Below are 21,101 nucleotides of genomic sequence, written 5' to 3' on the forward strand. Positions count from 1 at the left end.
TCAGCCCCTGGCTTTTTTCTTCGGCACGATCTTGCGCAGCATCTGCTGCGCCTTGCCGGTCAAGCGCTTGAGCTTTGACTCTTTTTCCGGCTGTGCCAGGCCTTGCTGCCTGAGCCAGTCCTTCCAGCGAATCCGCTCATCACGCACCAGCCAGCCGTCCTGCCGGGCGAAGCTTTCGGCCAGGTACAAACCCCGTGTGCTCGCTGGATACAGTTGGTCCTTCTTGACGGTGTACAACTCGGCAAGGGGCTCGCCGTCCTTGAGCGGCATCAGGTACAGGTCCGGACGCTTGCGATCCAGGCGTGCGACCAGTTGGTCACCTTCCAGGCGCTCATCCACATGGAACAGGCTCAGGGACTTGGCTTCCTTCGGCACTTCCAGGCGCAGGTCGTAAATCAGCTGCAGTGACGCCGTCGGCAGGTGCACATAGGCCCGTGGACGCTCGATCAACTGGGTGGTGGCGCAGCGCACCGGACGCGCGGCGCCGGACAGCGGGCTCAGGCGAAACGGCAGGGCTTCACGGTAATGCAGCGCGGCGGAGTAGGGCGCCGGCAGCCAGGTATCGTTGAAGCGCCCGCCGAGCCAGCCTTCAGGGGTTTCCAGCAGGCATTCCTCTGCAATTTCCTGAATAGCCGTGTGCAGCGGCAGGTTCAGTTCATGGGCGGGGACGTAGCCGGAGATCAGCTTGAGCACCACGTCGCCGCGATCCTGGCGACGCTGGCGTACCAGCACCCAGTAATCCTTGTTTTGCCAGTGCAGGGTCAGGCGCACCGAGACGCCGAGGTTCGCCAGTTCCAGGGCGAAGCGTTCGGCGTCCGGCACCTCGACCGGCTTGCGCCGTTGCAGGGTCTGGGCGAAGTTGAGCGGCATGCCGACGCTCTGGTAGCTCAGGCCTTCGGGGGTGGCTTCCACGTGCAGCGGCAGTGTCTTGAAGTTGCTGGGGTTCTTTCTTATGAGCGTACGCGGCATGTCGGCTCCTTTGTGCGACGGGGTCGGCCGCGTGGGCGGCATCAGAGTTGACGGATGACTCGGGCAGCGGTTGCCACGTTATGGGCCAGGTGCAGCGGATTGATGGTCCCGACAATAGCACTGGCGACGCCCGTTTGCGCAAACAACAACGTGAAACTCGCCTGAATTGGATCCATTCCAGGCGCCAGGCATACGTGGCCGCTGGCCAGGGCTTTTTTCACCAGGATGCCCTTGCCATGGGCCGCCGCGTAATCAATGACGGCTTTTTCGGCCTGTTCGTTCAGATTGTAAGTCACCATGGCGCAATCACCCTGCTCCAGCGCCTTCACGCCGCCTTCAACGGTCTTGCCGGAGAAGCCGAAACCGCGGATCTTGCCCTCTTTTTTCAACTCCGCCAGGGTCTGGTAAACCTCGCAGTCGTTGAGGATGTGCAGGTCGTTGCCATCGGAGTGCACCAGCACCAGATCGATAAAATCCGTTTCAAGTCGTTTCAGACTGCGCTCGATCGACATCCGCGTATGGGCGGCGCTGAAATCGTGGCGGGACATGCCGTCCTCGAATTCTTCGCCGACCTTGCTGACGATCACCCAATCCTTGCGCTGGTCACGCAGCAGTGGCCCCAGGCGCTCTTCGCTGCGGCCGTAGGCGGGTGCGGTATCGATCAGGTTGATGCCCAACTGGCGCGCCTGGCGCAGCAACATTCGCGCCTCGTCGTCATTTGGAATCTGAAAGCCGTTGGGGTATTTGACCCCTTGGTCGCGACCCAGCTTGACGGTGCCCAGGCCCAGGGGCGACACCAGCAGGCCGGTGCTGCCGAGGGGGCGATACAGTTCGTGCAGGGTTGGCAGGCTCATGGCAACAGGTGCTCCCAGGCGGGTTGGCCGATCGCGGGTTTGGGCAGGTCGGGCAGGGGGTCGCTGGCGCCTGGGCGGATGCCGGCGCGTTCCAGGCTGTCGATGACCCGGTCGGCAAAGTCCGGCGCCAGGGCCAGCTTGGTCGGCCAGCCCACCAACAGGCGGCCCTGTTCGGCCAGGAAGGCATTGTCGGGACGGCTCAGGCCTGATTGCATTGGCTCGGCGCGTTCGACGCGCAAGGTGGCCCACTGGGTCTGGCTCATGTCGATCCATGGCAACAGCTGAGCGAGTTCTTTCTGCGCGGTGGCAATTTGCTCTTGCGGCGTGCGGGCCACGCCATCGGCCTCGGCGATATCGCCGCCGATGTACCACACCCAGTTGCCGTCTGCGGCCGGGTGCGTGGTCACGGTCAGGCGCGGCTTGGTACCGCCGCCCAGGCAATGGGCATACAACGGCTTCAGGCCCGGGCCTTTGGCGAGGATCATGTGCAACGGGCGGGTTTGCATCGCCGGCTGGCTCAAGCCCAGGGCCGCCAGCAGATCGGCGGTGCCCGCGCCGGCACTCAATACGATGCGCTGAGCGCGGATTTCGCGGCCATCGACCGTCAAGCCCACCAGCGTGTCGCCTTCGCGCAGCGGTTCGATGTGCTGGCCCGCGAGCAGACCGTCACCGGCCAGGTGCGCCAGGCGTTCAATCAGGCTGGGCACATCCACCACCAATTCTGCCAGGCGGTAGACCTTGCCCTTGAAGCGACGATCCTGCAGCGCGACCGGCAGTTCGTCGCCCTTGACCTGATCGACACGGCCGCGCACGGCCTTGCTGGCAAAAAAACTGGTGAGATTGCCGGCGAGGGTGCCGGGGGACCACAGGTAGTGGGCTTCAGAGAGCAGGCGCACGCCGGACAGGTCCAACTCGCCATTGCCGGCCAGGGCTTCACGCCAGCGACGCGGCATGTCGGCAATCGCTTCGGAGGCGCCGGTGAGGGCGCCGTGCAGGGCGTATTTCGCACCGCCGTGAATGATTCCCTGGGACTTAACGCTTTGCCCGCCACCCAGGGTCGCGCTTTCCACCAGTACCGTGGAAAACCCCTGGCGGCGCAGGCGCGCATTGAGCCAGAGGCCGGCAACCCCGGCGCCGACAATCAGAACGTCGGTGGAAATAACGGATGGCATCGGCGACCTCAATGTTCAAGACAAGGGGCGCAGTATACAGGCTGTTGAGGGGCGGTCAGTGACCCGCGGTTTTCGAGAACAGCTGAATCACCACCACGCCCAGCACAATCAGTCCCATCCCCAGCATGGCCGGGATATCCAGCTTCTGCCCGTAGATGAACAGCGCGGCAATGCTGACCATCACGATGCCCATGCCGGCCCAGACGGCATACGCCACGCCGACCGGCACGGTGCGCACAACCAGCGTCAGCATCCAGAACGCGATGCCGTAACCGACGATCACCAGCAACAGCGGAATCGGTGTGCTCCACCCCTTGATGGCTTTCATGGAAACGGTCGCGATCACCTCCGAGCAGATGGCGATGGCCAGGTAACAGTAGGCGGCGTTCATGGTGCAATCCTCAAGGTGGAGCGGGTTTGATAGGTCGGCATTCTAGAGGTTCAACAGATGGGGTAAAGTCATTACCTATCCGAATTGAAGATAGGTTAAGCCATGAGCGTGCAGTGGGATCTGGAACAGATGCGCCTGTTTGTCAGCGTCGCCGAACAGCGCTCGTTTTCCGCCGTGGCGCGTGGGCAGCGCAAGGCGCAGTCGGCCGTCAGCACCGCGATCGCGATGTTGGAGGCGGACCTGGGCGTCAGCCTGTTCGCGCGTAGCAGTGGCCGTCAGCCGCGCCTGACCGAAGCCGGCAGTGTGTTGCTGGAGGAAGCGCGTGAAGTGCTGCGCCAGTGCGAGCGCCTGACGGGGCGGGCGCTGTCGCTGACCCGTGGCGAGGAAGCATGTCTGCGCCTGGCTCAGGACGAGGCGATGTTGTTCCAACCGGTGCTCGACAGCCTTGCGGCGCTGGCGGTGCGCTATCCATTGCTGGAAGTGCAGTTTTCCAGCGCAGCGCAAGGCGATGTGGCGCGCAAGCTGGTGGAACGCCAGGCCGACCTGGGTCTGTTGTTCTATCACGACCAGATTCCCGAAGCCCTTGAGCGGCGGGTGGTGGGCAGTGTGGAGATGGTCACGGTGTGCGGTGTCAATCACCCCATGGCCAGGGAGCAGTACGTGGACTGCCAACGGTTGGCGCAGTATCGCCAGTTGCTGATGTCGACCCAGACCAGCGTCTACCCCGGCAGTGAAGCCGCCAGCCCGCAGGTATGGCGGGCCGACAGCTTCTATGTGTTGGCCGAATGGGTGATGAGCGGCCTGGGTTGGGCCTGGTTGCCACGGCACATCGTGCAATATCCCACCTATCAACAGCAGATGGTTGAACTGCGCAGCGAATGGACCCCGCCGGCGCTGGTGGTGGAGTTGGTGTGGCGTCGCGATGAGCACCTCGGGCCTGCGGCACGCTTTGTGGCTGAACGTTTTGCCGAGTGCTTGCAGGCGATCGACTGAAAAAGCCGATAAACTCCGCCGCCATGAATAGAACTCTCTACACCTGTCTGTTTTACCTGGTGCTGCCGTTGGTGGCTTTACGTCTGTGGCTGCGCGCGCGCAAGGCGCCGGCCTATGCCAAGCGCGTGGGCGAGCGATTTTCCTATGGCTTGCCTGTGATGCAGCCGGGTGGGATCTGGGTGCATGCGGTGTCGGTGGGCGAAAGCATTGCCGCCGCGCCGATGATCCGGGCCCTCCTGGCGCGTTACCCGCAGTTGCCGATGACCGTCACCTGCATGACGCCCACCGGTTCCGAGCGAATCCAGGCGCTGTTTGCCGATGAACCGCGCGTCCAGCATTGTTATCTGCCGTACGATTTGCCCTGCGCTGCCCGGCGTTTTCTTGACCGAGTACAGCCAAGGCTCGCAGTGATCATGGAAACCGAATTGTGGCCTAACCATATTCACGCCTGCGCCCAACGCGGTATTCCGGTGGCCCTGGCCAACGCGCGATTGTCGGCACGCTCGGCCAAGGGCTATGCGCGTTTCGCCAGACTGACCGCGCCGATGCTGGCCGAAATGAGCTGGTTCGCCGTGCAGACCGAAACCGAGGCCGAGCGTTTCCGCAGCCTGGGCGCGCGACCTGAAACCGTTGAAGTCACCGGCTCGATCAAGTTTGACCTGACCATCGACCCCCAACTGCCGGAACGCGCCGCCGCCTTGCGCGAACAATGGGGCGCCGGCGAACGCCCGGTGTGGATCGCCGCCAGCACCCACGAGGGCGAAGACGAAGTCGTGCTCGACGCCCATCGTCAGTTGCTGGCCAGCTATCCCAATGCGCTGCTGATTCTGGTGCCCCGTCATCAGGAACGCTTCGGGCCAACGTTCGATCGGTGCGTGCAGCAAGGCTTTGCTACCGTGCGGCGCTCCAGTGGCGAAGCGGTCAATGCCGATACTTCAGTGCTGCTGGGCGACACCATGGGCGAGTTGCTGTTTCTCTACGCGTTGGCCGACAGCGCCTTTGTCGGCGGCAGCCTGGTACCGACCGGCGGGCACAATCCGCTGGAGCCGGCGGCGCTGGGCAAGCCGGTGATCATGGGGCCGCACCTGTTCAACTTCCTGGAAATCAGCGCGATGATGCGCGAGGCCGGGGCGTTGCGCGAAGTGGATGACGCAGAAGGTTTGGCCGAAGCGGTGCGCCAATTGTTCGAGCTGCCGCGGGATGCGCGCAGGATGGCAGAGGCGGGATTGAAAGTGATGCAGGCCAATCAGGGAGCGCTTGAGCGTTTGCTGGACGGACTGGACAGGTTGATGACTCACTGATTCAACACAATTCAAATGTGGGAGGGGGCTTGCCCCCGATAGCGGTGTGTCAGTCACCCAACAGGTTGGCTGACCCACTGCCATCGGGGGCAAGCCCCCTCCCACATTGGTTTATGGTGTTTTCAAGAACCCGGGCGGGCCTTGAGCTGCTCGGCGGCGGCCTTGGCCAGGTCCGGTGGCAGGAAGTCTTTATCCGGGTTGTAGTCGGCTTTCAAGTAGCGCGTCAGGTCCTGCAGATCCCCCGGGTTCAGCGTGCCCGCTGCCTGCTTCAAGCGCAGGTTGTCGAGGATGTAGTCGTAGCGGCTGTTGTTGTAGTTGCGCACCGACGAGTAGAGCTGGCGCTGTGCGTCCAGCACGTCGACGATATTGCGCGTGCCCACCTGATAGCCGATTTCCGTGGCTTCCACCGCGCTTTGGTTGGAGATGATCGACTGGCGGCGTGCTTGCACCTGTTCCACATCGGTGTTGACGGCGCGGTGCAGGTTACGGGTGTTTTCCACCACCTGGCGGCGCAGGCCTTCGCGTTGCTGCTCGGACTGATCGAGACGTGAATAGGATTCACGCACTTGCGAGCTGGTGAGGCCGCCGCTGTAGATCGGGATGTTCAACCGCAAGCCGATGGTGCGTTGCGACACATCGCCACCATACGGGATGGGCAACTGGTTCGGGTTGCTGAACCCCAGGGCATCGTTGTCACCTTTTTCGTATTGCGCAACCGCATCGAGCGTCGGCAAGTGGCCGGCCTTGCGCTGCCTGAGGGTTTCCTCGGCGGCTGTCACTGCGTAATTGCTGGCCAGCAGGTTGAGGTTCTGGCGCCCGGCGGTTTCGACCCAGGCCTTGGCGTCGTTCGGCGCCGGCGGCAGCACCGGCAGCGTATGGACGATGCCCTGGATCGAGTTGTACTGGCGGTTGGTCAGGGTGATCAGCGCCTCGAAGGCGTCGTCCACCTGGCGCTGGGCCACGATGCGGTTGGCGCGAGCGGTGTCGTAGCTGGCCTGGGATTGCAGCACATCGGTCTTGTCCGACAGGCCCACATCGAAGCGCTCATTGGACTGGTCGAGCTGGCGTTTGAAGGCATTTTCTTCGGCCTTGGTCGAGGCCAGGTTGTCTTGCGCGCGCAGGACTGCAAAGTAGCTCTCGGCACTTTGCAAAATCAGGTTCTGTTCACTGGCCGACAGTTGCAGCGAGGCTTGCTCGCTGACGGCTTCGGCGGCTTGCAGCTGGAACCAGCGATCGGCGCGAAACAGCGGCTGGCTCAGGGTGGCGCGCCAGGAGTGCGCGTCGCGGCTGGCAGTGGCGGCGGGCTGGTCGATCTGGGTGCGCACGTTGTTACTGTCGGCGCCGGCCGACAGGTTCGGCAGCAAGCCTGCGCGCGCCTGGGGCACCACTTCTTTCTGCGCGCCATATTGAGCGCGGGCAGCGGCCAGGTCGGCGTTGTTGCTCGCCGCTTCCTGATAGACGCTGACCAGGTCGGTGTTGGCGGACAAGGGCGCTTCAGCTGCCCAGACCATTCCATTGGTCGCACAAGACACGGCAATTGCCAGTGAAAGTTTGCGCAGCATGAGGCGATCCCTGAGTAAATATTACGATGATAATTTATTGCCCAAGGCTACGGTGGCAAAGAGGGAGCGTCAAGCCTAAGGCAGCTCAGGAGTGTAGTGGGCGGGCCTCGGCACAACAATCCTGTAATTACGCCATTTATCATCCTGACGACAGTGTCATTGGCAATTTGCCCACGCCATGGTCTAGACTGGCCAGGTTCTTGTCGGGGTGCCTTGTTGGAAGGCTGAGATCGGTAAATACCGGATCCCGTTGAACCTGATCAGGTTAGCGCCTGCGTAGGGAACAAGATTTCTCGTCACCCGGCGAGTCCTCTTGTGCTTCGTCCGGGAAGTTGTTCGACAATCGAACAGCCCTCGTGCGCAAGCACAGCACTGGTTTCAGTGCGTCCGTCCGTCACAGGTTCGCTCCGACAACAATCCACCGCCCGGATAAGTTGGAGAGCCCTGATGAGCACCGAATTAAAAAGCCAAAAATCAAAAAACACCGTGCACTTGAGTGAATCGGCCAAGGTCGACTCCGGTTCCGTGCAGCCGTTTACCCGCTCACAGAAGATCTATGTACAGGGCTCGCGTCCCGATATTCGCGTGCCCATGCGCGAAATCAGCCTGGATGTGACGCCCACCGAGTTCGGCGGTGAAATCAATGCACCGGTGGTGGTCTACGACACATCGGGTCCGTATACCGATCCCAACGTGATCATCGACGTGCGCAAAGGCCTGGCCGACGTGCGCTCGCCCTGGATCGAAGAGCGCGGCGATACCGAGCGACTGGCTTGCCTGAGCTCACGCTACGGCCAGGAACGCCTGGATAACCCGGACCTGGCCTACCTGCGCTTTGCCCACCTGCAAAATCCACGACGGGCCAAGGCCGGCGCCAACGTCAGCCAGATGCACTATGCGCGCAAAGGCATCATCACGCCCGAAATGGAATATGTGGCCATCCGCGAAAACATGAAGCTTGAAGAAGCCCGCGCCGCCGGCCTGCTCAAGCAGCAGCATGCGGGACACAGCTTTGGTGCCAGCATTCCAAAGATCATCACGCCCGAATTTGTTCGTGAAGAAATCGCCCGTGGCCGCGCCATCATCCCGGCCAACATCAATCACACTGAACTGGAACCGATGATTATCGGCCGTAACTTCCTGGTGAAGATCAACGGCAATATCGGTAACAGTGCGCTGGGCTCGTCCATCGAAGAAGAAGTGGCGAAGATGACCTGGGGCATTCGCTGGGGCTCCGATAACATCATGGACCTGTCCACCGGCAAGCACATCCACGAAACCCGCGAGTGGATCATCCGCAACTCGCCGGTGCCGATCGGCACCGTACCCATCTACCAGGCACTGGAGAAAGTCGACGGTGTGGCGGAAGACCTGACCTGGGAACTGTTTCGCGACACCCTGATCGAGCAAGCCGAACAGGGCGTCGACTACTTCACGATCCATGCCGGTGTATTGCTGCGCTATGTGCCGCTGACCGCCAACCGCGTCACCGGCATCGTCAGCCGTGGCGGCGCGATCATGGCCAAATGGTGCCTGGCGCACCACAAGGAAAACTTCGCCTACACGCATTTCGAAGAAATCTGCGAAATCATGAAAGCCTATGACGTCAGCTTTTCGCTGGGTGACGGCTTGCGTCCGGGCTCGGTGGCCGACGCCAACGACGCCGCGCAATTCGGTGAGCTGGAAACCCTTGGCGAGCTGACCAAGATCGCCTGGAAGCACGACGTGCAAACCATGATCGAAGGCCCCGGCCACGTGCCGATGCAGTTGATCAAGGAGAACATGGACAAGCAGCTCGAATGCTGCGACGAGGCGCCGTTCTACACCCTCGGCCCGCTGACTACCGACATCGCGCCGGGCTATGACCACATCACCTCCGGCATCGGCGCGGCGATGATCGGCTGGTTCGGTTGCGCCATGCTCTGCTACGTCACGCCCAAGGAACACCTGGGGTTGCCGAACAAGGATGACGTGAAGACCGGGATCATCACTTACAAGATCGCCGCCCACGCCGCCGACCTCGCCAAAGGCCATCCGGGCGCGCAGATTCGCGACAACGCGCTGAGCAAGGCGCGCTTCGAATTCCGTTGGGAAGACCAGTTCAACCTGGGCCTGGACCCGGACACCGCGCGGGCGTTTCACGACGAGACCCTGCCGAAAGAGTCCGCCAAGGTCGCGCATTTCTGTTCGATGTGCGGGCCGAAATTCTGCTCGATGAAAGTCACCCACGAAGTGCGTGAGTACGCGGCCAACCAGCGCATTGAAGCGGTGGATGTGGACGTAGCCAAGGGCTTGGCCGAGCAGGCGGAGCGGTTCAGGCAGGAAGGCAGTCAGCTCTACAAGAAAGTCTGAAACCCATGATCGTTCCCAGGCTCTGCGTGGGAATGCATCCCGTGACGCTCTGCGTCACAAAGGCGGACGCAGAGCGTCCAAAGCGCCATTCCCACGCAGAGCGTGGGAACGATCAGCCCCTCAGAGATTCCACCCTTGAGCATTCAACCGAGCACCTATTCGCCGGACATTGCAGTCCCCCAGGACAAGCGCGTCTTCGGCGCCCGCGACCTGTTCTCCCTGTGGTTCTCCCTCGGCATCGGCCTGATGGTCCTGCAAACCGGCGCCTTACTGGCGCCGGGCCTGGGGTTGTCGGGTTCATTGCTGGCCATCTTGCTCGGCACCCTGGTCGGCGTGCTGTTGCTGGCCGCCGTCGGCGTGATCGGCAGCGACACCGGGCTGTCCGCCATGGCCGCGCTCAAGCTCAGCCTCGGTAGCCGCGGTGCGAGCCTGCCGGCGCTGTTGAACCTGCTGCAATTGATTGGCTGGGGTTCGTTCGAAATTATCGTCATGCGCGATGCCGCCAGCTTGTTGGGTACGCGTGCGTTCAGCGAGGGCAACCTGTTGGCGAGCCCCTTGTTGTGGACCGTGTTGTTTGGTGGCCTTGCCACCGTGCTGGCGGTGAGTGGCCCGCTGACCTTCGTGCGGCAAATCCTGCGCAAATGGGGCATCTGGCTGCTGCTCGCGGCCTGTCTTTGGCTGACCTGGAACCTGTTTGCCAAGGCCGACCTCGTCGCGCTGTGGGCCCAGGCCGGTGACGGTTCGATGCCGTTTGCGGTGGGCTTTGACATTGCCATCGCCATGCCGCTGTCGTGGCTGCCGCTGATCGCCGACTACTCACGCTTTGGCAAGCGCGCGAAAAGCGTGTTCGGCGGCACCGCGCTGGGGTTCTTTATCGGTAACTTCTGGCTGATGAGCCTGGGGGTGGCCTACACCCTGGCCTTTGCGCCCAGCGCTGAAGTCAATGCGCTGCTGCTGGCCCTGGCCGGCGCCGGCCTGGGTATTCCGCTGTTGCTGATCCTGCTGGACGAGTCGGAAAATGCCTTTGCCGATATTCACTCGGCGGCGGTGTCGAGCGGGATGCTGCTGCGTTTGAAAGTCGAGCACCTGGCGTTGGCCATCGGTGTGATTTGCACCGTGATTGCCTGCCTGGCGCCCCTGGCGCAATACCAGAACTTCCTGTTGCTGATCGGCTCAGTGTTTGCGCCACTGTTCGGCGTGGTACTGGTGGATCACTTCATCCTGCGCCGTCGGCGCCAGGGCACGGTGACCCAACTGCATTGGCCGGCGCTGCTGGCGTGGCTGGGCGGCATCGGCACCTACCACCTGCTGGCGCACCTCTATCCGGATATCGGCGCAACCCTGCCGGCATTGCTGCTGGCAGGGTTGCTGCAGTTTATCCTGGGGCGGGCGGTCAGTGGCGCGCGGGCATCAGCTCAGGCTTGATCACACCGGTCAGGCGCGCATAGGGGATGGTGATTTCGATCAGCCCCTGGGCGTAGGGGGCGATGGTGGTGACGTTGTACTTGAGCACCACGCCGCCGCTGGTCAAGGCCACGTTCGGGGTTTTCTGGAACGGCCAGTTCTTCACGAACTCCGGGTCGCGGTCCATCTTGGTGTTGATCAACCAGCTGTTGTGGGCAACTTTTGCGGTATTCCAGAAGGCCTGCTCCTGGCCGGGCAACAGCATGTCGGCCAGGCCCAATTCCTTGTGCAGCACCCGTGAATAGTTGATGAATCCGCGGCCAGGTTCACCGTGGGCCACGCCGGTGTCCAGGTAGCTGGACACTTCAACGATCACCAGTCCGTCATGCTGCTCACGTACCTTGGCCTGCAAGTACATGCTGTGGCGGTCGGGGGATTCGCGCAGGAATGTGTCCCGGTAGGCATTCAGGGTCGCAGGGACGCCGGCGCCGGGCGTGGTGCGGGTCATCTGCAGCAGGCGCTGCTCGACCAGTTTGTCCAGTTGCGGGTCGGCGGGGAAATGCACGGTGTCGATGTTCACCAGCGGACAATCAGGGCTGCCGCAGCCGGGCTTGATCTGCTCCGACTTGTCGGTGGTGACGTCCAGCGGTTTGAGCTGGCCGGGCTGGAACAGGCTCTGGCAGGCACCCAGGGTCAAGGCAATACAAGCCATGGAGGCGATTTTTAAAAGCGACATGTGTGTCCTTCGTAAATCGATGGAAAGCGAAAAGAGTAGCGCTTGGACTGCCAACAGGGCCGCCAGTTCGCCACTAGACTGATTAGTGTGAGTTTGACGCCCGCCGTCTATCCCGGCAACCGGAAAGGGGCTGCGCCGAGCCACTTGGGCGCGTTAGGATGGCGCCCACTGCACGGCTTATGACGAGGAAGAATATGACGGACTTTACGAAGTCGACGCCGAAGAATATCGAGATTGTTCAGCGCGACTCTGCTTACAAGGGCTTCTATCAGCTCGATCGGGTGCAACTGCGCCACGAGAAGTTCGACGGCGGCATGAGCCGCGTGATCAATCGTGAAGTGTTTGTGCGCCATGATGCGGTGTGCGTACTGCCCTACGATCCGCAGCGCGATGAAGTGGTGCTGATCGAGCAGTTCCGCGTCGGCGCCATGGGGCGTGCCGACAACCCGTGGCTGGTGGAAATGGTCGCCGGCCTGATCGACAAGGACGAGCAACCCGAGGAGGTTGCACACCGCGAAGCCGAAGAGGAAGCTGGGCTGACGTTCTCCGCGCTGTGGCCGATCACCAAGTATTTCCCGTCGCCTGGCGGCAGTACCGAGTTCGTCCACCTGTACCTGGGCCGTTGCGACAGCTCACAGGCCGGTGGTATCCATGGATTGGAAGAAGAGGCCGAAGATATCCGCGTGACCACCTGGGCATTCGAAGATGCCTTCCAGGCTGTGCGCGACGGCAGGATTTCCAATGCAGCCAGCATTATCGCCCTGCAATGGCTTGCGCTTAATCGCGCGGAAGTGAGGGGGCTATGGCAGTAAAGGCACGGGAACGTTACCGGGTTGACCTGATCGGGCTGCAGGCCGCGTGCGAGGCCAACTATGCGCGGCTGATGCGCCTGCTCCCCGACATGCGCCACACGCCCCAGGCGCGGCGCATTGCCGTGACCCACGGCGACCAGATGCTGGGCGTGCTGACCCTGGAAGTCATCGTCAATTGCCCGTACACCACCACCCTGCGCGTGCGCCAGGAGCACAGCCTGCCCTGGCTGCCGGTGCCGCAGCTGGAAGTGCAGGTGTACCACGATGCACGCATGGCCGAAGTGATCAGCGCCGAACATGCGCGACGCTTTCGCAGCATCTATCCTTACCCGAATGTGTTCATGCACCAGCCCGATGAGAAAGCCCAGCTCAATGTGTTCCTCGGCGAATGGCTGAGTCACTGCCTGGCCCTGGGCCATGAGTTCGAAGTCGTGCGGTAGATGTGAACTGCGTTTGTTTTCCCTGGGTTTCCTCTTTGCGTCCTGCCCCAGCATAATTGCCCCACCTGTCTATTCCTGTGACCGCTAGGGAGAGCGCCTTGCCGAGCGTATCCGCCATGAACCCTGACGCTGTGCTGTTGGTGCAACTGTCCGACAGCCATTTGTTTGCCGATGCAGACGTCACGCTGCTGGGCATGAATACCCGCGACAGCCTGCAGCGGGTGATTGATCTTGTGCGCGAGCAGCAGCCGCCTGTCGATCTGGTGCTGGCCACGGGGGATCTGTCCCAGGACGGCACACTGGCGTCATACCAGCAATTTCGCGACATGACCGCGCCGATGGGCGCTCCCGCGCGCTGGCTGCCCGGCAACCACGATGAGCCGCAGATCATGGCCCACGCTGCCGTGCACAGCGACCTGCTGGAGCCGGTGGTTGACGTCGGCAACTGGCGCGTGACCTTGCTGGACTCCGCCGTCCCCGGTTCCGTGCCCGGCTACCTGCAGGACCAGCAGCTGCAACTGCTCGTCCAGGCCTTGAGTGAAGCGCCGAACCGGCATCACCTGGTGTGCCTGCATCATCACCCGGTGTCGATCGGCTGCGCCTGGATGGAGCCTATCGGCCTGCGCAATCCGGATGCGCTGTTTGCCGTGCTTGACCGCTTCCCCCAAGTGAAAGCGGTTTTGTGGGGGCATGTGCACCAGGAAATCGACAGCGAGCGCAACGGCGTGCGCCTGCTGGCTTCGCCGTCCACCTGCATCCAGTTCGCGCCCGGGAGTGAGGACTTCCAGGTCAGCGACCAGGCCCCAGGCTATCGCTGGCTGCGTTTGCATGCCGACGGGCGGTTGGAGACCGGGGTGGAGCGGGTCAGGGATTTCGCTTTCACCGTCGACTACGGCAGCAACGGCTATTAATAGCTGTAAACGCTGATCAAAAGGTGGGAGGGGGCTTGCCCCCGATGGCGGTGTGTCAGCTGCCACATGTGCTGACTGACACTCAGCCATCAGGGGCAAGCCCCCTCCCACATGGGTTCTCACACAGGCCCCTTATCCCTGTAAACTGCGCCTCTTTGGCTGAGTCACGGAGAGCCCGGCATGTCCGCTTCGATCCTCTATATTCACGGTTTCAACAGTGCGCCGGCTTCCAACAAGGCCAGCCAGTTGATCACCGTAATGGGCAAGCTTGGCCTGTCCGAGCAGCTGCGTGTTCCGGCGCTGCATCATCATCCGCGTCAGGCGATTCCTCAATTGGAGGAGGCCATCGCAGAACTGGGCAGGCCGCTGCTGGTCGGCAGTTCATTGGGCGGCTACTATGCAACCCATCTTGCCGAACGCCATGGCCTCAAGGCGCTGCTGGTCAACCCGGCGGTCAGCCCCCATCGGATGTTTGACGGCTACCTGGGGACCCAGAAGAACCTCTACACCGACGAAAGCTGGGAGTTGACCCTCGACCACGTCACGGCGTTGGCCGAGCTGGAAGTACCGGCTCCTCAGGACGCCGCGCGTTATCAGGTGTGGTTGCAGACCGGGGACGAAACTCTGGATTATCGCCTGGCCCAACAGTATTACCGGGCCTGTGCCTTGCGCATCCAGGCCGGTGGCGACCACGGTTACCAAGGGTTTGCCCAGCAATTGCCGGCATTGTTGAGCTTTGCCGGCATTGGCGCTGATCAGTATCAATCCTTCGATTTTTCGTCACTGTAAAAATCGCAGGTCATTTTTTAATCGAACGACTCACGACGAGACCCCATGGCCACTCCCAGCGCTAGCTCTTATAACGCCGACGCCATCGAAGTCCTCTCGGGCCTCGACCCGGTGCGCAAACGCCCCGGCATGTACACCGACACCAGTCGGCCGAACCACCTTGCCCAGGAAGTCATCGACAACAGTGTCGACGAAGCCTTGGCCGGGCACGCCAAGTCGGTGCAGGTCATTCTCCACGCCGACCACTCCCTGGAAGTGTCCGACGACGGTCGCGGCATGCCGGTGGACATTCACCCGGAAGAGGGTGTATCGGGCGTCGAACTGATCCTCACCAAACTGCATGCCGGCGGCAAGTTCTCCAACAAGAACTACCAGTTCTCCGGCGGCTTGCACGGCGTGGGGATTTCCGTGGTCAACGCCTTGTCCACGCAGGTCAGGGTCAAGGTCAAGCGTGACGGCAACGAATACCAGATGACCTTCGCCGATGGCTACAAAGCCACCGAGCTGGAAGTGGTCGGCACTGTCGGCAAGCGCAACACCGGGACCAGCGTGTACTTCGCGCCGGACCCGAAATACTTCGATTCGCCGAAATTCTCCATCAGCCGTCTCAAGCATGTGCTCAAGGCCAAGGCCGTGCTGTGCCCGGGCCTGTTGGTGAGCTTTGAAGACAAAGGCACCGGCGAAAAGGTCGAGTGGCACTACGAAGACGGCCTGCGCTCCTACCTGGAAGATTCGGTCAGCGACTTCGAACGCCTGCCCAACGCGCCGTTCTGCGGCAGCCTGGCCGGTAACAAGGAAGCCGTCGACTGGGCGCTGTTGTGGTTGCCCGAAGGTGGCGACAGCGTGCAGGAAAGCTACGTCAACCTGATCCCCACCGCCCAGGGCGGCACCCACGTCAACGGCTTGCGCCAAGGCTTGCTGGACGCCATGCGCGAATTCTGCGAATACCGCAGCCTGCTGCCGCGCGGCGTGAAGCTGGCGCCGGAAGACGTGTGGGAGCGCATTGCGTTCGTGCTGTCGATGAAAATGCAGGAGCCGCAGTTCTCCGGCCAGACCAAGGAGCGCCTGTCCTCCCGCGAGGCGGCGGCGTTTGTCTCCGGTGTGGTCAAGGATGCCTTCAGTCTGTGGCTCAACGAGCACCCGGAACTGGGCCTGGCCCTGGCGGAGCTGGCGATCAACAACGCCGGTCGTCGCCTCAAGGCCAGCAAGAAAGTCGAGCGCAAGCGCATCACCCAGGGGCCGGCATTGCCCGGCAAGCTGGCCGATTGCGCCGGGCAGGACCCGATGCGCTCCGAGCTGTTCCTGGTGGAAGGTGATTCCGCCGGCGGTTCCGCCAAGCAAGCGCGGGACAAGGAATTCCAGGCGATCCTGCCGTTGCGCGGCAAGATCCTCAACACCTGGGAAGTCGATGGCAGCGAAGTGCTGGCCAGCCAGGAAGTGCACAACATCGCCGTGGCCATTGGGGTCGACCCTGGCGCAGCGGACATGAGCCAGCTGCGCTACGGCAAGATCTGCATCCTCGCCGATGCCGACTCCGACGGCCTGCACATTGCTACCTTGCTGTGCGCGTTGTTCGTGCAGCACTTCCGCCCGTTGGTGGATGCCGGTCACGTCTACGTCGCCATGCCGCCGCTGTACCGCATCGACCTGGGCAAGGAGATTTTCTACGCCCTGGACGAAGCCGAGCGCGATGGCATCCTCGATCGCCTGGTGGCCGAGAAGAAGCGCGGCAAGCCACAGGTCACGCGATTCAAGGGCCTGGGTGAAATGAACCCGCCGCAACTGCGCGAAACCACCATGGACCCGAACACCCGGCGTCTGGTGCAGTTGACCCTGGAAGACTTCGCCGGCACTTCGGAAATGATGGACATGCTGCTGGCGAAAAAGCGTGCGCCGGATCGCAAGGCCTGGCTCGAATCCAAAGGCAACCTGGCCGAGGTATTGGGCTGATGCGCACAGGCGTCGCCCTGGCGATCCTGATGGTGTGCGGGTTGGCAGCCACCGATGGGGTGGCCGCGCCCGTGGCTGAGCTCAAGTTGGTGTCGGAACATCCGGTAGACGGCATGCGCGGCGGCAACCTGTCGGGCCTGGCGCTGTGCGGCAAGGACCTGTGGACGGTATCGGACCGCGATGATGACCGGATTTATCGTCTGGACACCCGCGAGCCGACCTGGAACGCCGAGGCATTGACGATCGATGTACCCCCGGTGCCCGAATCGGGCCTGCCGTGGGGGTTGCGCTCGCGCACCAAGGCGGCTTCGTTCATTCGCGGTGGAGACCTGGATTTCGAAGGCATCAGCTGTGATGCCGCAGGCAACCGCTACATCGTCAGCGAAGCCCATGCGGCGGTGTTGCAGGTACCGGCAGCCGGTGCGCCCGAGTGGTTGAAAATCGCCCCGGGCATGGTGCGCGAGGCGCGGGCCAGCGGCATGTTGCTGCACTTCAATGCGTTGTTCGAAGGCCTGACGGTGAACCCGCAAGGCAATCAGATCTGGCTCGCCGCCGAGCGTGAGCGCCGTGGCCTGATCTCGATCAAGCGCGGGCAGAGCGTGTGGGATTGCGAGGGGGCTTGCGTATTGTTGAGCGAGGCCGGGCTGGAAGTGCAGCCGGCGCAGTTCACCAACGCCAAGGCCGTGTCCAAGGATTTTGCCGACCTGGCGCTGTTCAACGACAAGCTGTTCACCCTGGAGCGCAATGCATTCCAGATTTGCCGACGCGATACGGTGACGGCCAAGGTTGAGCTGTGCTGGTCGTTTGCCGACGAAACCCTGACGCCCGAACGGCGTTACCCCCAACCTTATGGCCTGGCCGAAGCCCTGGTGGTGGACGCCGACGGCGCCTGGATTGGTATCGACAATAATTTTGGCGCGCGTGCCGACGGTGAAAAGCGTCCGGTGGTCTATCGGTTTGCCGCCCCGGCCGGTGGCTGGAGTGCCCAGCCATGAGCCGCGACTTTTTTGAATTGAATCAGCGCAGCGGCAGTTCCGCTGCGCCTTACCCAACGATGAGGCCCGCATGAGTGACATCCTCGCAGACAGCTTAGATGGCGTAGAACGCCGATCGCTGGCTGACTTCACCGAAAATGCCTACCTCAACTACTCCATGTACGTGATCATGGACCGTGCCCTGCCGCATATCGGCGACGGCCTGAAGCCGGTACAACGGCGCATTATCTACGCCATGAGTGAGTTGGGCCTGGACGCCGATTCCAAGCACAAGAAGTCGGCGCGTACCGTCGGTGACGTGCTCGGCAAGTTCCACCCCCACGGCGATTCGGCCTGCTACGAAGCCATGGTGCTGATGGCCCAGCCGTTCAGCTACCGCTACACCCTGGTCGACGGCCAGGGTAACTGGGGCGCGCCGGATGATCCCAAGTCCTTCGCCGCCATGCGTTACACCGAGGCGCGTCTGTCGCGTTATTCGGAAGTATTGCTCAGCGAGCTGGGCCAGGGCACCGCGAACTGGGGGCCCAACTTTGACGGCACCCTCGACGAACCCCTGGTGTTGCCGGCACGTTTGCCGAATATTCTGCTCAATGGCACCACCGGCATCGCTGTCGGCATGGCCACCGATGTGCCGCCGCACAACCTGCGCGAAGTCGCCGCCGCCTGCGTTCGCCTGTTGGATGAGCCAAAAGCCACGGTCGAGCAGCTCTGCGAGCATATCCAGGGCCCGGACTACCCGACCGAAGCGGAAATCATCACGCCGCGCGCCGACCTGCTGAAAATGTACGAAACCGGCAAGGGCTCGGTGCGCATGCGCGCGGTGTATCACGTCGAAGACGGCGACATTATCGTGACCGCGTTGCCGCATCAGGTGTCCGGCGCCAAGGTGCTGGAGCAGATCGCCGCGCTGATGCAGGCCAAGCCGTCGAAACTGCCGCAGGTCGCCGACTTGCGCGATGAGTCCGACCACGAGAACCCTTGCCGCATCGTGATCATCCCGACCAACAGCCGGGTGGATCATGCAGTGCTGATGCAGCATCTGTTTGCCAGCACCGACCTGGAGTCCAGCTATCGGGTCAACGTCAACATCATCGGCCTGGACGGCAAGCCGCAGCTCAAGAACCTGCGCAACCTGCTGGTGGAATGGCTGGAGTTTCGCGTACAGACCGTGCGCCGGCGCCTGCAATTTCGCCTGGATAAGGTCGAGCGCCGCCTGCACCTGTTGGACGGCTTGTTGATCGCCTACCTCAACCTGGATGAAGTGATCCATATCATCCGTACCGCCGAGCACCCGAAAGCCGAGCTGATCGCGCGTTTCGAATTGAGCGAGATCCAGGCTGACTACATCCTCGACACCCGCTTGCGCCAGTTGGCGCGACTGGAAGAAATGAAGCTGCGCGACGAGCAGGACGCACTGCTCAAGGAACAAGCCAAGCTGCAGGCGCTGCTGGGCAGTGAAGCCAAGCTCAAGAAGCTGGTGCGCAGCGAGCTGATCAAGGACGCCGAAACCTACGGCGATGACCGCCGGTCGCCGATTGTCGAGCGTGCGGAAGCGAAAGCTCTGACAGAAACCGAGCTGCTGCCTAACGAGAAAATTACCGTCGTTCTGTCGGAAAAGGGTTGGGTTCGCTCCGCCAAAGGGCATGATATTGACGCCACCGGGCTTTCGTACAAGGCCGGTGATGGCTTCAAAACCGCCGCCGCCGGACGTTCCAACCAGTTTGCGGTGTTTATCGACTCGACCGGGCGCAGTTATTCGGTGCCGGCCCACACGCTGCCTTCCGCACGGGGGCAGGGCGAGCCGCTGACCGGGCGCCTTACACCGCCACCGGGGGCGAATTTCGAGTGCGTGCTGCTGCCGGACGATGATTCGTTGTATGTCATCGCCTCCGACGCCGGTTACGGATTCGTGGTCAAGGGTGAAGACCTGCAGGCCAAGAACAAGGCGGGCAAGGCGCTGCTGAGCTTGCCGAACAATGCCAAGGTGATCCTGCCGCGACCGGTGGAGGATCGTGAGCACAACTGGCTGGCCTCGGTGACCACCGAAGGGCGTCTGCTGGTGTTCAAGATCAGCGACCTGCCGCAGCTGGGCAAGGGCAAGGGCAACAAGATCATTGGTATCCCGGGAGAGCGTGTGGCCAGTCGCGAAGAGTACGTGACCGACATTGCCGTCATCCCCGAAGGCGCTACGCTGGTGCTTCAGGCCGGCAAGCGCACGCTGTCGCTGCGCCCTGACGACCTTGAGCACTACAAGGGCGAGCGCGGTCGACGCGGCAACAAACTGCCTCGAGGCTTCCAGCGAGTGGATGCTTTGTTGGTAGAAACGCCTGCTTAAGGCGTACTAGAGGCCTCGATCTACGATTTAACGCGTAGATCGACGCTTTGGCGCTGGAGTCATGGCGCATATTCACGGATGATATGGCCTTTCCAGCGCCGGCGTGGCCGAGCGTGTTTAGGTTATTTTTAGTATTACATTGTGGTTCGCCTTGTGGCAGCCACCTGGATGGGATGATGACTGCTCCACGCCTTCCTCTATTTTTGATGCTCGCTGGCCTATTAGGGCTGGCGGGTTGCAGCACGCACCAGCCGGTGTCGCTGTACCAGCTGGACAGCGGAAGTCCGGCTCAGCCAGCACAAACCGCCGGCATGGCGGTCCTGCTGGGTCCGGTCATCGTTGCTGATTACCTGCAACGCGAGACCCTGCTCCAACGTCAGAACGACGGAAGCCTGCAAGGTTCCACGGATGGTCGTTGGGCGGGTAGCCTTTCTTCCGATATCAACCAGTTGATGTTGCGTCAGGTGGCCGGTCAGTTGGACAGTCAGCGCGTGGTCCTGGCGCCAGGCCCATCGGGGTTTTCCCCGGATGTGCAAGTGTTGCTGACCATCACACGGCTTGACTCCGGCAAGTCGCAACCGGCGATCCTGGATGCACAGTGGCGCTTGATCGACCGTCGCGGGCAAGTACGGGACAACCGTATCGTGCACCTGCAGGAAGAACATGCCGGCACCACCGCGTCCCAGGTCCAGGCCCAGGGCGTATTGTTGCAGCACCTGGCGCAGCAGCTGTCGGTGGCGCTCAAGCCGCTGGCCAACCAGCCGCCGATTGCCGAGGCACCGCGCAAGCAGGCACCGGCACAAGCCAAGCCCGCAACCCCGGAAAAACCGAAGATGCCGATGGCAACACCGATTCGTACGGACCTGGAAGTGTTCAGGTTTTGATCTGAATGCCAGACAAACAAAAGGCCCGCTGAGTAAGCGGGCCTTTTGTTTGGGCTGCAATTTAAGCTGCACCACGATTAACTGTGGGAGGGGGCTTGCCCCCGATGGCGGTGGGTCAGTTAATGCATCTCTGACTGGACTAGCGCTATCGGGGCATAAGTATCTACACAACTCTGTAGCCCCCACCGTAACCACGATGCGAAGCGAGCCGCTCTTGATCTTGATCTGCTTTTGATCTCAGGCGCCCCGTT

At 62.2% G+C, this 21,101-nt stretch carries 18 protein-coding genes and 1 riboswitch; of the genes, 12 read left to right on the forward strand and 6 right to left on the reverse strand.

Going from position 1 to position 21,101, the window contains the following annotated elements:
* From BFP90_RS11305 to BFP90_RS11320, 4 genes are read right to left on the reverse strand one after another with little or no spacing between them, the layout of a single operon-like run.
* Positions 1–969, reverse strand: coding sequence for a metal ABC transporter ATPase (locus BFP90_RS11305; RefSeq protein ID WP_065886556.1), 969 nt, complete (start codon positions 967–969; stop codon positions 1–3).
* A 41-nt stretch (positions 970–1,010) separates the two neighbouring features.
* Positions 1,011–1,823, reverse strand: a complete 813-nt coding sequence (locus BFP90_RS11310; RefSeq protein ID WP_065894465.1) for an aldo/keto reductase — start codon at positions 1,821–1,823, stop codon at positions 1,011–1,013.
* Entirely contained in the window at positions 1,820–2,995 is a 1,176-nt protein-coding gene (locus BFP90_RS11315; protein WP_065896715.1) for an NAD(P)/FAD-dependent oxidoreductase, read from the reverse strand. Before BFP90_RS11315 ends, BFP90_RS11310 begins: the two co-directional genes overlap by 4 nt.
* A 55-nt stretch (positions 2,996–3,050) precedes the next feature.
* Entirely contained in the window at positions 3,051–3,386 is a 336-nt protein-coding gene (locus BFP90_RS11320) for a DMT family transporter (RefSeq protein ID WP_057724331.1), read from the reverse strand.
* A gap of 102 nt (positions 3,387–3,488) precedes the next feature.
* Here BFP90_RS11320 and BFP90_RS11325 point away from each other — a divergent pair, with 102 nt between their 5' ends.
* Both BFP90_RS11325 and waaA read left to right on the forward strand, forming a co-directional pair.
* Complete coding sequence (locus BFP90_RS11325; RefSeq protein ID WP_065896716.1) at positions 3,489–4,379, forward strand: LysR family transcriptional regulator; 891 nt, start codon at positions 3,489–3,491, stop codon at positions 4,377–4,379.
* A 23-nt stretch (positions 4,380–4,402) separates the two neighbouring features.
* On the forward strand, positions 4,403–5,680 hold the full coding sequence (gene waaA, locus BFP90_RS11330; RefSeq protein WP_065896717.1) for a lipid IV(A) 3-deoxy-D-manno-octulosonic acid transferase: 1,278 nt from the start codon (positions 4,403–4,405) through the stop codon (positions 5,678–5,680).
* 122 nt (positions 5,681–5,802) lie between these two features.
* Here the strand turns inward: waaA and BFP90_RS11335 are convergent, their stop codons facing one another.
* Positions 5,803–7,242: a TolC family outer membrane protein gene (locus BFP90_RS11335; protein WP_065886551.1), complete on the reverse strand. Its 1,440-nt coding sequence runs from the start codon at positions 7,240–7,242 to the stop codon at positions 5,803–5,805.
* A gap of 194 nt (positions 7,243–7,436) precedes the next feature.
* A riboswitch (TPP riboswitch) is annotated at positions 7,437–7,542 on the forward strand.
* 147 nt (positions 7,543–7,689) lie between these two features.
* Between BFP90_RS11335 and thiC the strand changes: the two genes are divergently transcribed.
* Positions 7,690–9,594 (forward strand): phosphomethylpyrimidine synthase ThiC, encoded by a 1,905-nt coding sequence (thiC, locus tag BFP90_RS11340; RefSeq protein WP_065886550.1) that lies wholly within the window; start codon positions 7,690–7,692, stop codon positions 9,592–9,594.
* Positions 9,595–9,729: 135 nt separating this feature from the next.
* Positions 9,730–11,019, forward strand: a complete 1,290-nt coding sequence (gene cytX, locus BFP90_RS11345) for a putative hydroxymethylpyrimidine transporter CytX (RefSeq protein ID WP_065896718.1) — start codon at positions 9,730–9,732, stop codon at positions 11,017–11,019.
* Here cytX and BFP90_RS11350 read toward each other — a convergent pair.
* Complete coding sequence (locus BFP90_RS11350) at positions 10,988–11,734, reverse strand: RsiV family protein (RefSeq protein ID WP_065894476.1); 747 nt, start codon at positions 11,732–11,734, stop codon at positions 10,988–10,990. The genes cytX and BFP90_RS11350 overlap by 32 nt on opposite strands.
* A gap of 194 nt (positions 11,735–11,928) precedes the next feature.
* Here BFP90_RS11350 and BFP90_RS11355 point away from each other — a divergent pair, with 194 nt between their 5' ends.
* The 8 genes from BFP90_RS11355 to BFP90_RS11390 all read left to right on the forward strand — a co-directional run bounded on the left by BFP90_RS11355 (position 11,929) and on the right by BFP90_RS11390 (position 20,850).
* Entirely contained in the window at positions 11,929–12,546 is a 618-nt protein-coding gene (locus BFP90_RS11355) for an NUDIX domain-containing protein (RefSeq protein ID WP_065886547.1), read from the forward strand.
* Positions 12,537–12,986, forward strand: coding sequence for a DUF1249 domain-containing protein (locus BFP90_RS11360; RefSeq protein ID WP_065886546.1), 450 nt, complete (start codon positions 12,537–12,539; stop codon positions 12,984–12,986). Before BFP90_RS11355 ends, BFP90_RS11360 begins: the two co-directional genes overlap by 10 nt.
* 98 nt (positions 12,987–13,084) lie before the next feature.
* Positions 13,085–13,897 (forward strand): 3',5'-cyclic-AMP phosphodiesterase, encoded by an 813-nt coding sequence (gene cpdA, locus BFP90_RS11365; protein ID WP_065896719.1) that lies wholly within the window; start codon positions 13,085–13,087, stop codon positions 13,895–13,897.
* Positions 13,898–14,077: 180 nt separating this feature from the next.
* Positions 14,078–14,686 (forward strand): YqiA/YcfP family alpha/beta fold hydrolase, encoded by a 609-nt coding sequence (locus tag BFP90_RS11370; RefSeq protein WP_065894478.1) that lies wholly within the window; start codon positions 14,078–14,080, stop codon positions 14,684–14,686.
* 45 nt (positions 14,687–14,731) lie between these two features.
* On the forward strand, positions 14,732–16,636 hold the full coding sequence (gene parE / locus BFP90_RS11375; RefSeq protein WP_065886543.1) for a DNA topoisomerase IV subunit B: 1,905 nt from the start codon (positions 14,732–14,734) through the stop codon (positions 16,634–16,636).
* Positions 16,636–17,631, forward strand: a complete 996-nt coding sequence (locus tag BFP90_RS11380) for an esterase-like activity of phytase family protein (RefSeq protein ID WP_065886542.1) — start codon at positions 16,636–16,638, stop codon at positions 17,629–17,631. Before parE ends, BFP90_RS11380 begins: the two co-directional genes overlap by 1 nt.
* A gap of 70 nt (positions 17,632–17,701) precedes the next feature.
* The gene (gene parC / locus BFP90_RS11385; RefSeq protein ID WP_065886541.1) at positions 17,702–19,966 is read left to right on the forward strand and encodes a DNA topoisomerase IV subunit A; all 2,265 of its coding nucleotides are present in this window, start codon (positions 17,702–17,704) and stop codon (positions 19,964–19,966) included.
* 173 nt (positions 19,967–20,139) lie between these two features.
* Positions 20,140–20,850 (forward strand): PqiC family protein, encoded by a 711-nt coding sequence (locus BFP90_RS11390; protein WP_065894482.1) that lies wholly within the window; start codon positions 20,140–20,142, stop codon positions 20,848–20,850.
* Positions 20,851–21,101 lie beyond the last annotated feature (251 nt).

Source organism: Pseudomonas sp. 24 E 13, from assembly GCF_900004715.1.
Taxonomy (GTDB): domain Bacteria; phylum Pseudomonadota; class Gammaproteobacteria; order Pseudomonadales; family Pseudomonadaceae; genus Aquipseudomonas; species Aquipseudomonas orientalis_A.

Excerpts from the sequence above, each read along its gene's own strand:
- BFP90_RS11325 (WP_065896716.1), top strand. The coding sequence starts at position 3,489 with ATGAGCGTGCAGTGGGATCTGGAACAGATGCGCCTGTTTGTCAGCGTC.
- BFP90_RS11355 (WP_065886547.1), top strand. The coding sequence starts at position 11,929 with ATGACGGACTTTACGAAGTCGACGCCGAAGAATATCGAGATTGTTCAG.
- BFP90_RS11370 (WP_065894478.1), top strand. The coding sequence starts at position 14,078 with ATGTCCGCTTCGATCCTCTATATTCACGGTTTCAACAGTGCGCCGGCT.
- BFP90_RS11315 (WP_065896715.1), bottom strand. The coding sequence starts at position 2,995 with ATGCCATCCGTTATTTCCACCGACGTTCTGATTGTCGGCGCCGGGGTT.
- parE (WP_065886543.1), top strand. The coding sequence starts at position 14,732 with ATGGCCACTCCCAGCGCTAGCTCTTATAACGCCGACGCCATCGAAGTC.
- BFP90_RS11360 (WP_065886546.1), top strand. The coding sequence starts at position 12,537 with ATGGCAGTAAAGGCACGGGAACGTTACCGGGTTGACCTGATCGGGCTG.
- parC (WP_065886541.1), top strand. The coding sequence starts at position 17,702 with ATGAGTGACATCCTCGCAGACAGCTTAGATGGCGTAGAACGCCGATCG.
- BFP90_RS11380 (WP_065886542.1), top strand. The coding sequence starts at position 16,636 with ATGCGCACAGGCGTCGCCCTGGCGATCCTGATGGTGTGCGGGTTGGCA.
- BFP90_RS11310 (WP_065894465.1), bottom strand. The coding sequence starts at position 1,823 with ATGAGCCTGCCAACCCTGCACGAACTGTATCGCCCCCTCGGCAGCACC.
- BFP90_RS11335 (WP_065886551.1), bottom strand. The coding sequence starts at position 7,242 with ATGCTGCGCAAACTTTCACTGGCAATTGCCGTGTCTTGTGCGACCAAT.
- BFP90_RS11320 (WP_057724331.1), bottom strand. The coding sequence starts at position 3,386 with ATGAACGCCGCCTACTGTTACCTGGCCATCGCCATCTGCTCGGAGGTG.
- BFP90_RS11350 (WP_065894476.1), bottom strand. The coding sequence starts at position 11,734 with ATGTCGCTTTTAAAAATCGCCTCCATGGCTTGTATTGCCTTGACCCTG.
- thiC (WP_065886550.1), top strand. The coding sequence starts at position 7,690 with ATGAGCACCGAATTAAAAAGCCAAAAATCAAAAAACACCGTGCACTTG.
- waaA (WP_065896717.1), top strand. The coding sequence starts at position 4,403 with ATGAATAGAACTCTCTACACCTGTCTGTTTTACCTGGTGCTGCCGTTG.
- BFP90_RS11305 (WP_065886556.1), bottom strand. The coding sequence starts at position 969 with ATGCCGCGTACGCTCATAAGAAAGAACCCCAGCAACTTCAAGACACTG.
- BFP90_RS11390 (WP_065894482.1), top strand. The coding sequence starts at position 20,140 with ATGATGACTGCTCCACGCCTTCCTCTATTTTTGATGCTCGCTGGCCTA.